We start from the raw sequence: 11,898 nt of genomic DNA on the forward strand, positions 1-11,898 counted from the left end.
GGGCATAAGATGGGGGGCGTGTGGACCCTGGTCCTGGACACCGCTACCCCCTACCTGGCCCTGGGCCTCTTCCGGGGGGAGGAGGGGCTTGGGCGGGTGGTGCGGCTGGAACGGCGCCACGAGGAGCACCTCTTCCCCCTCATGGACGAGCTCCTAGAGGAGGTGGGGGTGGGAAAGGAGGAGATCGGCGCCTTGGTCTTGGGGGAAGGCCCGGGCTCCTACACCGGGATCCGCATCGCCCTGGCTGCGGGGGAAGGCGTGGCCCTGGCCCTTTCCGCCCGGGTCTACGGGGTGAACTCCCTCCTGGCGGCCTGCTGGCCCTTTCTGGAGGAGGGAGGACCTTCCCTCACCCCCCTCTTCACCGCTAGGAACCGGCTCTACTACGGGGCCACCTACGCCAAGCGCGAGGGGAAGCCGGTGGAGCTCCACCCTCCCACCCGCTGGAAGGCGGAGGAGCTCCCCCAGGGAACCCTCCTCCTGGACGCCCCGCCGGACCCTCGGGCCCTCTATGAGCTCCTCCCCTTCGCCCACCCTGGGCTCAACCCCCTTTACCTCTAGTCCGCGGCCACCCTGGGAGGTGTGGGGTAGAGGTGGCTGGGGAGGGGCTCGCGGAAGGGGATCCCCTTGAGCCCCTGGGCCATGCGCACCAGGTTTTCCCCGGCGATGCGGAGGTCCTCTAGGAGCTCAGGGTTCTCCTCCAGGCGCCCAAGCCCCTTGCGGTGGGCATAGACCAGGCCCAGGGGGGCCAGGACAAAGCCCATGTAGGCCAAGGGGAGGAGCATCTGGGAAAGGGCCTGGGAAGCCCCCTCCTCCTCGGCCACAGCCAGGAGAGCCATGGGCTTGCCCAGGTTAAGAAGGCCCTGGTTTTCCATGGAGGTCATCCGCTCCAGAAGGGCCTTCAGCCGGGCGGAGACGCTGAACCAGTAGACGGGGGTGGCGAAGACCACCGCATCCGCCTTCAGGATGCGCTCCGCAATGGGGCCGAACCCGTCCCACGGCCCCTGGACGCAGGTCTCGGGGCCGCAGGCCGCGGGGTCCAGGGAGTAGTTCCCCGCGCAAAAAGGAAAGGGGTGCTTCACCAGGTCCAACCGCTCCGTGTACGCCCCCTGGTCCCGGGCAGCTTCCAAAACCCTTTCCAAAAGTTCCGCGGTAAACCCATCCGTTCTGGCCGAGGCGTTGACGCCTAAGACGCGTAAGCCCATACTCATCACCCAACGACTAAACCTCTTTTAGTATATCGGGCTCACTTCGGGCTGCCAAGCCCCCGCCACGAACTCCCCCATGCCCCGGGCCCGGACCCGGTAGCCAAGGAGGGTCCCCTCCCCCACCACCGGCCCTTCCCAGTAGGCCACACGGGTGGTGCGGGAAAGGATCTCCCCTTCCGGAAAGAGGGCCCCCAAGCGGAGGTCCAAGGCCTCTCCCCAAAGCCGCCACGCCAGGGCGTAGGTGCGGCCTGAGGGAGAGGTCCAGGTGGAAAGGGGTTCCAGCTTAAGGTCCAGGGCCTCCGCCCGGCCCATGGGGTCCACCCGGCTCCCCAGGACCTGGACCACCCGGCCTTCCCGGTCCTTGACCCGGTAGGCCATGAGCTCGGAGCCGTCGGAGAGGTGGAGGCCGAACCAGTCCCAGGTGGCGGAGACCCCGGAAAGCTGCTCCCCCCACTGGTGGTCCAGCCAGGCCTCCCCCTGGACGGCCTCCTCCCCCACCCTGCCCAGGGCAACAACGCGGGTGTAGGACTGGTAGCACATCCGCCCCGTGGCCTCCGTGCCGGAGTAGCCGGGGGGGTGGACCACCGGGGGCTTCGCCGGAAGAAAGCGGAGGTCCAGAAGGGGGGCCTGAAGGCGGAACCCCTCCCCTTCCCGGAAGAAGCGGTAGGCTCCGAGCTCCAGGCTGGGCCCTATATGGGCCTCGCCCTTAGGGGCCAGGAAGTCGGAAGCCTCGAGGAAGCGCCTTTCCCCGGTCCTGAGGTCGGTAAGGGCCAGATGGACGGCATGGAAGGGGCCGAAAAGCTCCCCCGGCAGGCCAAAGATCCGGTAGCCGGGCGGGGGAAAGGCCTTGAAGAAGGCGAAGTGAAAGGCGTAGGGCCCCACCCAACCCGAGGCGTACCACCACTCCAGGGGGGCGGGCTTGGGGTCCCAGTCCGCGGGGTTGGGAAGGCTAAGGGGGTCCACCCGGAGCAAGGTGGGCGCGCAGGCGGAAAGGAGGAGGAGAACCCAAAGGCTAAGCCTCATTTTCCCAATGATACCCAAAAGCCCTACCCCCTCCTTGGCCTGCGATACAGTAAGGCCCGTGACCGACACCCACGCCCATCTGGACTTCCTGGACCCAAAGGAGCTCGAGGAGGCCCAGGCCCACCTCCCAGAGCTGAAAGCGGTCCTCACCCTGGGGGTGGACCCCACCCGCTGGGAGAGGACCCTGGCCCTGGCCCAGGGGAACGTCTACGCCACGGTGGGCCTCCACCCCACCTCCGCCCACCTCCTCTCCCCGGAGGTGGAGGAGGCTCTAAGGCACTACGCCCGCCACCCCCGGGTGCGGGCCATCGGGGAGACGGGGCTGGACTACCACTGGACCCCAGAGACCAGGCCCGCCCAGCTCAGGGCCCTGGACTTTCAGGCGGCCCTGGCGGAGGCCCTGGACCTTCCCCTTATCCTCCACGTGCGCAGCAAGGACGGGAGGGCGGAGGAGGAGCTTGCGGGGTGGATCCTGCAAAACCGGCCCAAGAAGGCGGTGCTTCACGCCTTCTCTGGCCACCCCGCCCTGGAGAGGGCAGGCCTCGAGGCGGGGGCCTACTTCAGCTTCGCCGGCCCCCTCACCTACAAGAAGAACGAGGCCTTAAGGGAGGCGGCAAGGAGGCTTCCCCGAAAGAGGCTTCTCGTGGAGACGGATAGCCCCTTCCTCCCCCCAGAGCCCTTCCGGGGCCAACGGAACCGCCCCCACTGGGTGCGCCACACCCTTGCCCGCCTGGCCGAGACCCTTGGGGTAAGCTTTGAGGAGGCGGAGGCCCTCACGGACAAAAACGCCGAGGGCCTTTTCCGGTGGTCGGCATGAAGCGCCTCTTCGCCCTTCTTTTCCTCCTGGGCTTGGCCCTGGCCGCGCCCCGGCTGGTGGTGGAGCCCGAAGACGGCCTTGCGCCCCTCCTCGAGCTCATCGGGGAGGCCCGGGAAGAGATCCTGGTGAAGATGTACCTCTGGACCCCAAGCCGCACGGACCTGGTGGAGGCCCTGGGCCAGGCGGTGGCCCGGGGGGTTAAGGTGCGAGTCCTCCTGGAGCGGGAGCCCTCCGGGGGTCGGGTGGACCTCTCCGTCTACCAGGCCCTAAAGGACCGGGGGGTGGAGGTAAAGCTCACCCAGCCCTTCCGCTTCGTCTTCGTCCATGAAAAAAGCCTGGTGGTGGACGGGAAGAAGGCCTGGGTGGGCACCATGAACTTCACCGGCAGCTCCTTCAGCGCCAACCGGGAGTACGCCCTCATCCTGGACGACCCGGAAAGCGTCCGGGAGATCCGCCGGGTCTTCCAAGCGGACTGGACGGGGAAACGGCTGGACTTGAGCCGGGCCCAGCTGGTCTGGGCCCCAAGCCGCACCCTAGGGGGCGTTCGGGAGGGGAACGCCCGGGAGGTCCTCCTGGGGATGATCCAGGGGGCCAGGCGGGAGCTTTTCCTGGAGCACCAGGCCATGGCCGACCGGGAGGTCCTGGAGGCCCTGAAGGCCGCCCTGAAGCGAGGGGTGAAGGTGCGGCTTTTGGGAAGCCCCCAGGAGGAAGGGGACACCTACTTCCTCCAGGGAGCCCTGGAGCTTAGGGAGGCGGGGGCCGAGGTGCGCTTCCTCCCTTCCCCCTACGTCCACGCCAAGGTCCTGGTGCGGGACGGGGAAGAAGCCCTGGTGGGGAGCATCAACCTGAGCGCCAACAGCCTAAACGCCAACCGGGAGCTCTCCGTGCGCTTGGGGCAGGGGGAGGCCTTGAGAAGGCTTCTAAAGGTCATGGAAGAGGACTGGGCCAAGGCGCTTCCGGAAAACCCCTTTGCCCTGCCCCCCCTGGAAGGGGTGATCCTCTGGACGGAGGCCCCCCAGCACTACGGGCGCGTGGCCACGGTGGAAGGGGTCATCCGGCGGGTGGAGGACCGGGGCACGGTGGCCTTCCTCCACTTCGGGGAAGGGGAAAGCGACTTAAGGCTTGTGGTCTTCCCCCGAAGCTACGGCCTTTTCGCCCAGCCCTTCCCCCAAAGCTACCTGGGCAAGAGGGTTTTGGCCCGGGGGCGGATCGTGATCTACGCCGGGTACTACGAGATCGTCCTGGAAGACCCTAGCCAGCTGGAGGTGGTGGGTGGAGGCCCTTGAGGCCCTAGGCTACGAGGTCTTTCAGGAGGAGGGTTACTGGGTGGGGGAGAAGCGCCGGGGGAACCTCCTTTTCCGGATATACCTTTCCCCTAAAGGGGATGTGCGCCTGGTGAAGCGGCGGCTTCTTCTAGAGGAGGCGGAAGAGCGCACCCTCAAGGGCGTTTCCGGCACCTGGGCCAGGCGGCGCTGGGAGGAAGCGGACTTCTTCACCGTGGCCCCCCTCGAGGCCCTCCCCGGCCTGATCCTGGCCTGGGAGGCGCTTGACGCGGGGGAGGCCGCCCCCTAAACTGGAGGGCAACATGCACCCCGTGGCCCTGAACAACGCCTAACAGGGGGGCTTGAAAACCCCCCCGGCAAGCCATGGCCGGGGGGGTTCGGCTTAGGGAGGGAAGATGCGCGTTCTGGTAAAGGACCTAAGGGAACACGTGGGGAAACAGGTGGAGCTTTGGGGCTTTTTGCACTGGCGGCGGGATCTGGGCAAGATCCAGTTCCTCCTCCTAAGGGACCGGACGGGGATTGTCCAGGTGGTGACCGGGGGGCAGAAACTCCCCTTACCCGAGTCCAGCCTCAAGGTGCGGGGGGTGGTGGTGGAAAGCCCCAAGGCCCCGGGGGGCCTCGAGGTCCAGGCGGAGGCCATAGAGGTCCTCTCCCCCGCCCTGGAGCCCACCCCGGTGGAGATCCCCAAGGAGGAGTGGCGGGCCCACCCCGACACCCTCCTGGAGTACCGCTACGTGACCCTAAGGGGCGAGAAAGCCCGCGCCCCCCTAAAGGTCCAAGCCGCCTTGGTGCGGGGCTTCCGGCGGTACCTGGACCGGGAAGGCTTCACGGAGATCTTCACCCCCAAGGTGGTGCGCGCCGGGGCGGAAGGGGGCTCGGGGCTTTTCGGGGTGGACTACTTTGAGAAAAGGGCCTACCTGGCCCAGTCCCCCCAGCTCTACAAGCAGATCCTGGTGGGGGTGTTTGAGCGGGTTTACGAGGTGGCCCCCGTATGGCGCATGGAGGAGCACCACACCAGCCGCCACCTGAACGAGTACCTCTCCCTGGACGTGGAGATGGGCTTCATTGAGAGCGAGGAGGAGGTCATGGACCTAGAGGAAAAGCTCCTCCAGGAGATGCTGGAAGAGGCCCTCACGGGCGCGGGGGATGAGATCCGCCTTCTTGAGGCGGAGTGGCCCTCCTTCCCTCAGGACATCCCCCGCCTCACCCACAAGGAGGCCCGGAGGATCCTGAAAGAGGAGCTCGGCTACCCCGTGGGCCAGGACCTCTCCGAGGAGGCGGAAAGGCTCCTTGGGGAGTACGCCAAGCACCGCTGGGGCACGGACTGGCTCTTCGTCACCAAGTACCCCCAGGCCCTAAGGCCCTTCTACACCCACCCCGAGCCCGACGGCACCACCCGGGGCTTTGACCTTCTCTTCCGCGGCCTGGAGATCACCTCCGGCGGGCAGCGGATCCACCGCTACGAGGACCTTGTAGAGAGCCTAAAGGCCAGGGGCATGGACCCCGAGGGCTTCCAGGGGTACCTGGAGGTCTTCAAGTACGGTATGCCCCCCCACGGGGGGTTCGCCATCGGGGCCGAGCGGCTCACGCAAAAGCTTTTGGGTCTTCCCAACGTGCGCTACGCCCGGGCCTTCCCCCGGGACCGGCACCGGCTTACCCCCTAACCCATCTCCCCACGCTCCTATAGGGGGCCCCACCGCGGGCAAGGCCCGCGGTGGGCTGTTTTAGAACCGGTCAAAGAGGATGGCCCGCTTGACCTCCTCTATGAGCTGGGTCACGGGGATCTCCCGGGGGCAGGCCTCGGTGCAGTTGTAGGCGGTGCGGCAGCGCCACACCCCGCTCCCTGAGCCCAAGGCCTTGAAGCGCTCCCTCTTACCCCGGTCGCGGGAGTCAAAGATGAAGCGGTGGGCCTGGACGATGGCCGCGGGGCCCAGGTAGGTCCCGTTCACCCAGAAGACGGGGCAGCTGGTGGTGCAAGCTGAGCAAAGGATGCACTTGGTCCCGTGGTCAAACCGCTCCCTTTCCTCCGGGGACTGGAGCCTTTCCCGCTGGGGCGGGGGCTCGTCGTTGATGAGGTAGGGCTTCACCGCCCGGTAGGCGGCGAAGAAGGGCTCCATGTCCACGATGAGGTCCTTTTCCACCGGCAGGCCCCGGATGGGCTCCACGGCGATGGTGTTCCCCAGGTCCTTCACCAGGGTCTTGCAGGCCAGACGGTTCCTGCCGTTGATGAGCATGGCATCGGAGCCGCAGATGCCGTGGCCGCAGCTTCGCCGGAAGGAGAGGGTTCCGTCCCGGTCAGCCTTGACCTTGTGCAGGAGGTCCAGGACCCGGTCCGTGGGCTCGGCCTCCACCTGGTAGGTCTGCCAATGGGGCTTCCCATCCTTGGCGGGGTCAAACCGGAGCACCTTGAGCGTAACCTGCATGCCGCCTCCTAGTAGGTGCGGGCCTTGGGCTCAAACCGGCCCAGGACCACGGGCTTGTAGCGAAAGGCCACCTTGCCGTCTTCCACTTTGTAGGCCAGGGTGTGCTCAAGCCAGTTCTGATCGTCCCGCTCGGGGTAGTCCTCCCGGGCGTGGGCCCCCCGGCTCTCCGTGCGGTTCAGGGCGGAGTGGACCAGGGCCTCGGAGACCTCGAGGAGGTACCCAAGCTCCAGGGCCTCGATGAGCTCGGTGTTGTAGGCCTCGCCCTTGTCCTCTATGGAGATGTGCCGGTAGCGGTCCATGAGCTCCTTCAGGATCTCCACCTGCTTCTTGAGAAGCTCCCCGGTGCGGAAGACGGAGGCGTGGTCCATCATGGACTGCTGGAGCTCGGCCCTGAGGAGGGCCACCTTCTCCTTGCCGGTGGAGTTCTTGATGCGCTCAATGCGTTCCCGGCTCGGGCCCAGGTGCTCCTCGGTGAGCTCGTGGTAGTCCGCGTCCTTGGCGAATCGGGCCGCGTGGATCCCCGCCCGGCGGCCGAAGACCACGAGGTCGCCTAGGGAGTTGGTCCCCAGGCGGTTTGCCCCGTGGAGGCTCACGCAGGCTGCCTCCCCCGCGGCGTAAAGCCCCGGGACCACGGTGTTCTTCTCGTCCCGGATCACCTGACCCCAGAGGGTGGTGGGGATGCCCCCCATGGCGTAGTGGGCGGTGGGCATCACGGGGACAGGCTCCTTCAAGGGGTCCACCCCCAGGTAGACGCGGCTGAACTCGGTGATGTCGGGGAGCTTCTTCTCAATGACCTCCGGGGGCAGGTGGGTGAGGTCCAAAAGGACGTGGTCCTTCTTGGGGCCTACCCCCCGCCCCTCTCGTACCTCCAGGTACATGGCCCGGGCCACCATGTCCCGGGGGGCCAGGTCCTTGATGGTGGGGGCGTAGCGCTCCATGAAACGCTCCCCCAGGGCGTTCCTGAGGATCCCCCCCTCGCCCCGGGCTCCTTCCGTGAGGAGGATGCCCAAGGGGTAAAGCCCCGTGGGGTGGAACTGGTAGAACTCCATGTCCTCCAGGGGCAGGCCCTTGCGGTAGAGGATGGCCTGGAGGTCCCCAGTGAGGGTGTAAGCGTTGGAGGTGACCTTGTAGATCCGCCCGAAGCCCCCGGAGGCGATGACGATGGCCTTGGCCTGGAAGAGGTGGAGCTCGCCGGTGGCGAGCTCATAGGCCACCAGGCCCTTGGCCACCCCATCTTCCAGGATGACGTCCGTGACGTGGAACTCGTTGTAGAAGGTGATGCCCAGCTTCACGCACTGCTGGTAGAGGGTCTGGAGGATCATGTGCCCGGTGCGGTCCGCGGCGTGGGCCGCCCGGTGCACGGGGGCCTTGCCCCAGTCCTTGGTGTGCCCCCCGAAGCGGCGCTGGGCGATCTTGCCGTTGGGGAGCCGGTCAAAGGGGAGGCCCATGTGTTCAAGCTCAACCACCGCCTCAATCACCTCTTTGGCGAAGACCTCGGCGGCGTCCTGGTCCGTGAGGTAGTCCCCCCCCTTGACCGTGTCAAACATGTGCCACTCCCAGTGGTCCTCCTCCACGTTGCCGAGGGCAGCCCCTATCCCTCCCTGGGCGGCCCCGGTGTGGCTCCGGGTGGGGTAGAGCTTGGAGACCACGGCCACGTCCGCGCCTTCCCGGGCGGCGTAGAGGGCGGTGGCCAGGCCCGCCCCTCCCGCGCCCACCACGATGACCTCGTGCCTGTGCGCCATACTAGTTCACCCCGAAATCATGGTTGAAAAGGGAAAGGCTCCCGTAGAAGAAGAGGAAGGCGATGAGGCTGTAGAGCACCACCTTGGTCCAGAAGCGCTTGGCGGGGTCCCGGACCCAGTCGTCCACGACGTAGCGAAGCCCGTTGGCCCCGTGCAGGAGGCCTAGGGCCAGGATGAGCCAGTCGTAGATCTTCCAGGTGGTCTGGGAAAGTCTCTTGGCCACGTACTCGTAGTCTATGGTGTTGAGGTCGGCCAAGATGGCGTTCATCCACATGTGGCCGATGAGGAGGAAGGCCAGGACCACCCCGCTGATGCGCATGAAAACCCACCAGTAGAGCTCGAGGTTGGTGTTGGCCTCGAGCCTCGCCTCCTGGTACCGCTTGGACTTAATCGCCATGGCTACCCCCTAGGATCCCGCCCCCAATCTTGATGAGGAAAGGCAGGTAAAAGACCACGAAGAGCACCCAGACCCCGTACCAAAGGGCCCGCTGGTAGCGCACCCCCCAGGCGGTGAAGTCCAGGAGGATGATCCTAAGGCCGTTGAAGCCGTGGTAGAGCACCCCAGCGATGAGGAGGAGAAGCCCAAGCTGGAACACGGGCTGGTGGTAGAACTTCATGAGCGCGTTGGACACCTCCGGCCCCCACATGGCGCTCCCGATGTTCAGGATGTGGAGAATGAGAAAGACCAGGATGCCAAGCCCCGAGATTCGGTGCAGGTAAAACGCCCACTGCCCTTCTCTGCCCCTGTACATGGCACCTCCTTGCCAGGGCCCATCATACACCTGGGGCCCGGGGAAGGGGCTTTGCTGGAGGCCACAAAGGGCCCCTTATACCCCGCATGGGTATAATGGCTTCTCCCAGAGGAGCAAACCCCCCGCTGACCCCGGGAAAGGGAGAAGGGCAAGACCCTGGGGAGGGGGCCCAGGGGTTTTCCGCGCCAGGACAAGGTATTGACAGGGGGGGGAGGGGGGGGCATAATGGGGGGCGTGCCGCAGGGGGATACCCCGGGGGGCACGGGAAGGAGGTGGTACGGGTGGAACTCTTCGGTTTTGGTCCACACCTGATGCTGGACGGCTACGAGGCCAACCCGGCAAAGCTCCGGGACGCCGAGCTGGTCCGGCGCGTCCTGGACGAGCTCCCCGAGGAAATGGAGATGACCAAGGTCCTGCCCCCCTTCGTCTACAGCTACGGGCCTGGCGGGGAGGACGGGGTGACGGGCGTGGTCATCATCGCCGAAAGCCACATCGCCATCCACACCTTCCCCAAGAAGCGCTTCCTCTCCATTGACATCTTCTCCTGCAAGGCCTTTGACATGAGCAAGGTCTTGAAGAAGCTGGCCGAGGTCTTTGAGATCGGCCGCTACGAGACCTACATGATCCAGCGGGGCAAGGAGTTCCCCAAGGATCCGGAACTGGCCCGGCAGATCGTCCTGGGCGAGCGGGAGTACCTCGAGGCCCGGGTGGGCTAGGCCGCCCGGGACCTTTTCCTTTCATCTTGGACTCATCCTTTCCACCTAGCCTCATGTAAGGAGGCAGGTATGGTGCGAAAGCTCCTTGCGCTGGTCTTCTTGGCGCTGGGTGTGGCTTTAGCCCAAGGTTTCCGGGGGCTCTCCCTGGGCACCTCCTACCCCGAGATCGGGGTCCAGCCCGGGGAGAGCGTAACCTTGACCCTAACCCTGAAGAACTACGGCCTACCGCCCGGCCCCGTGCGGGTGAGCCTGGCGGAGGTGCCCCAGGGGTGGCAGGCGGTGCTCATGGGCGGGGGGCGGCTGGTGCGGGCGGTCTACCTGGCTCCAGACGGCGAGGCCACCCTCACCCTTAAGCTCCAGCCCCCAAAAGAGGTGCGCCCCGGCACCTACCGCTTCCTGGTCACCGCCGAGGGGCTCGGCCAGCGGGCGAGCCTTCCCCTCGCCCTCATCGTGGGGCAAGGCTTGCCCAAGCGGCTCAGCCTCGAGGCCGAGCTCCCCATCCTGAAAGGCCCCCCCACGAGCAGCTTCCGCTATCGGGTTACCCTTAGGAACGAGTCCGATCAGGACCTGCTGGTCTCCCTGGAGTACGAGGCCCCTAAGGGCTTCCAGGTGACCTTCACCCCCGCTTTCAGCAGCCAACAGGTGACGAGCCTCCCCATCAAGGCCGGGGAGAGCAAGGACCTGGACGTGGAGGTCTCCCTACCCAAGGACACCAAGGCGGACACCTATGGCCTCACCCTAAGGGCCCAGGCGGGGGATGCCAAGGCGGAGCTCGCCCTCACCCTGGAGGTTACGGGCCGCCCCGAGGTACGCTATAGCACCAAGGAAGGGCGGCTTTCCGGCCGGGTCACCGCGGGCCGGGAAAACCCGGTGAAGCTCCTGGTGAAAAACGAGGGGAGCGCCCCCGCCAAGAACCTCTCCTTCAGCGCCCTGGAGCCCTCGGGTTGGGAGGTGAAGTTTGAGCCCGAGAGGATAGACGCCCTGGACCCTGGCCAGGAGCAGGAGGTCACCGCCCGCATCAAGCCCTCCCCCAAGGCGGTGGCCGGAGACTACATGGTCACCCTCTCCCTCTCTGGGGAAGAAGGGGTAAGCGAGAGCCTGGACTACCGGGCCACAGTGGTCACCTCCACCCTCTGGGGCCTCTTGGGCGTAGCCCTGGTGGCGGTGGCCCTCCTGGTCCTGGGCTTTGCCGTAAGCCGCTTCGGCCGGAGGTAGGCCCATGGTGATCCAAACCCGGGGCCTCACCAAGCGCTACAGCCGGGTGGTGGCCGTGGAGGACCTGAACCTGGAGGTAGCCGAGGGGGAGGTCTTCGGCCTCCTAGGCCCCAACGGCTCGGGCAAGACCACCACCATCCTTATGCTCCTGGGCCTCACCGAGCCCACCTCGGGGGAGGCCCGGGTCCTGGGGCACGACCCGGTGCGGGAGCCCCTCAAGGTGAAGGCCAAGGTGGGCTACCTCCCCGACCAGGTGGGGTTTTACGGGGAGCTCACCGCCTGGGAGAACCTGCGCTACACCAGCCGCCTCCTAGGGCTTTCCGATGGGGAGGCCCGGGCCCGGATTGAGGAGGTCTTGAAGCGCATGGGGCTTTGGGAGGTGCGGGACCGGCGGGTCGCGGCCTTCAGCCGGGGGATGCGGCAGCGGCTCGGCCTTGCGGAGGTCCTCCTCAAAAGGCCCAAGGTGGCCATCCTGGACGAACCCACCCTGGGCCTGGACCCCGAGGCCGCCCGGGAGTTTCTGGAGCTCATCAAGGGCCTGAAGGCCGAGGGGATCACCGTCCTCCTCTCCAGCCACCTCCTTCACCAGGTGCAGGAGATCTGCGACCGGGTGGGGCTTTTCCATAAGGGCCGGCTCGCCCTGGTGGGCCGGGTGGAGGAGCTGGCCCAAAGGGTGCTTGGGGGTGGGTACGAGATCCTCCTGGAGGGGGCCGCGGGGCGCG

General features: G+C 66.6%; 14 protein-coding genes. 8 read left to right on the forward strand and 6 right to left on the reverse strand.

Features of this window, described 5'->3' with window-relative positions; genetic code table 11:
• Nucleotides 1-9 precede the first annotated feature (9 nt).
• Nucleotides 10-558, forward strand: coding sequence for a tRNA (adenosine(37)-N6)-threonylcarbamoyltransferase complex dimerization subunit type 1 TsaB (gene tsaB, locus WKI94_RS05140; RefSeq protein ID WP_337844701.1), 549 nt, complete (start codon nucleotides 10-12; stop codon nucleotides 556-558).
• Here tsaB and WKI94_RS05145 read toward each other — a convergent pair.
• Nucleotides 555-1,202 (reverse strand): flavodoxin family protein, encoded by a 648-nt coding sequence (locus WKI94_RS05145; protein ID WP_337844702.1) that lies wholly within the window; start codon nucleotides 1,200-1,202, stop codon nucleotides 555-557. The genes tsaB and WKI94_RS05145 overlap by 4 nt on opposite strands.
• A 27-nt stretch (nucleotides 1,203-1,229) precedes the next feature.
• Nucleotides 1,230-2,228: a lipocalin family protein gene (locus WKI94_RS05150; protein WP_337844703.1), complete on the reverse strand. Its 999-nt coding sequence runs from the start codon at nucleotides 2,226-2,228 to the stop codon at nucleotides 1,230-1,232.
• 58 nt (nucleotides 2,229-2,286) lie between these two features.
• Between WKI94_RS05150 and WKI94_RS05155 the strand changes: the two genes are divergently transcribed.
• The 4 genes from WKI94_RS05155 (at nucleotide 2,287) to aspS (ending at nucleotide 5,992) form a co-directional block, all read left to right on the forward strand.
• Nucleotides 2,287-3,045: a TatD family hydrolase gene (locus WKI94_RS05155; protein ID WP_337844704.1), complete on the forward strand. Its 759-nt coding sequence runs from the start codon at nucleotides 2,287-2,289 to the stop codon at nucleotides 3,043-3,045.
• Entirely contained in the window at nucleotides 3,042-4,331 is a 1,290-nt protein-coding gene (locus WKI94_RS05160; RefSeq protein ID WP_337844705.1) for a phospholipase D-like domain-containing protein, read from the forward strand. Before WKI94_RS05155 ends, WKI94_RS05160 begins: the two co-directional genes overlap by 4 nt.
• Entirely contained in the window at nucleotides 4,318-4,617 is a 300-nt protein-coding gene (locus tag WKI94_RS05165; protein ID WP_337844706.1) for a hypothetical protein, read from the forward strand. Before WKI94_RS05160 ends, WKI94_RS05165 begins: the two co-directional genes overlap by 14 nt.
• Before the next feature lie 106 nt (nucleotides 4,618-4,723).
• Complete coding sequence (gene aspS / locus WKI94_RS05170; RefSeq protein WP_337844707.1) at nucleotides 4,724-5,992, forward strand: aspartate--tRNA(Asn) ligase; 1,269 nt, start codon at nucleotides 4,724-4,726, stop codon at nucleotides 5,990-5,992.
• 60 nt (nucleotides 5,993-6,052) lie between these two features.
• Here the strand turns inward: aspS and WKI94_RS05175 are convergent, their stop codons facing one another.
• Genes WKI94_RS05175 through sdhC form a run of 4 tightly spaced genes read right to left on the reverse strand, consistent with a single transcriptional unit; the run spans nucleotide 6,053 to nucleotide 9,245 of the window.
• A complete protein-coding gene (locus tag WKI94_RS05175; protein WP_337844708.1) occupies nucleotides 6,053-6,751 on the reverse strand; it encodes a succinate dehydrogenase iron-sulfur subunit in 699 nt (232 codons plus the stop codon).
• A gap of 8 nt (nucleotides 6,752-6,759) precedes the next feature.
• Nucleotides 6,760-8,493, reverse strand: a complete 1,734-nt coding sequence (sdhA, locus tag WKI94_RS05180; RefSeq protein WP_337844709.1) for a succinate dehydrogenase flavoprotein subunit — start codon at nucleotides 8,491-8,493, stop codon at nucleotides 6,760-6,762.
• Between the two features lies 1 nt (nucleotide 8,494).
• The gene (locus tag WKI94_RS05185) at nucleotides 8,495-8,890 is read right to left on the reverse strand and encodes a succinate dehydrogenase hydrophobic membrane anchor subunit (RefSeq protein WP_337844710.1); all 396 of its coding nucleotides are present in this window, start codon (nucleotides 8,888-8,890) and stop codon (nucleotides 8,495-8,497) included.
• Nucleotides 8,880-9,245: a succinate dehydrogenase, cytochrome b556 subunit gene (sdhC, locus tag WKI94_RS05190; RefSeq protein ID WP_337844711.1), complete on the reverse strand. Its 366-nt coding sequence runs from the start codon at nucleotides 9,243-9,245 to the stop codon at nucleotides 8,880-8,882. Before sdhC ends, WKI94_RS05185 begins: the two co-directional genes overlap by 11 nt.
• A 281-nt stretch (nucleotides 9,246-9,526) precedes the next feature.
• Between sdhC and speD the strand changes: the two genes are divergently transcribed.
• The 3 genes from speD to WKI94_RS05205 all read left to right on the forward strand — a co-directional run.
• Nucleotides 9,527-9,961, forward strand: a complete 435-nt coding sequence (gene speD, locus WKI94_RS05195; protein WP_337844717.1) for an adenosylmethionine decarboxylase — start codon at nucleotides 9,527-9,529, stop codon at nucleotides 9,959-9,961.
• A gap of 69 nt (nucleotides 9,962-10,030) precedes the next feature.
• Nucleotides 10,031-11,176, forward strand: a complete 1,146-nt coding sequence (locus WKI94_RS05200; protein ID WP_337844712.1) for an NEW3 domain-containing protein — start codon at nucleotides 10,031-10,033, stop codon at nucleotides 11,174-11,176.
• A 4-nt stretch (nucleotides 11,177-11,180) separates the two neighbouring features.
• On the forward strand, nucleotides 11,181-11,898 hold a 718-nt coding region (locus tag WKI94_RS05205), incomplete at its 3' end, for an ABC transporter ATP-binding protein (protein ID WP_337844713.1).

The sequence above is a fragment of the Thermus sp. genome (assembly GCF_037444525.1).
Taxonomy (GTDB): domain Bacteria; phylum Deinococcota; class Deinococci; order Deinococcales; family Thermaceae; genus Thermus.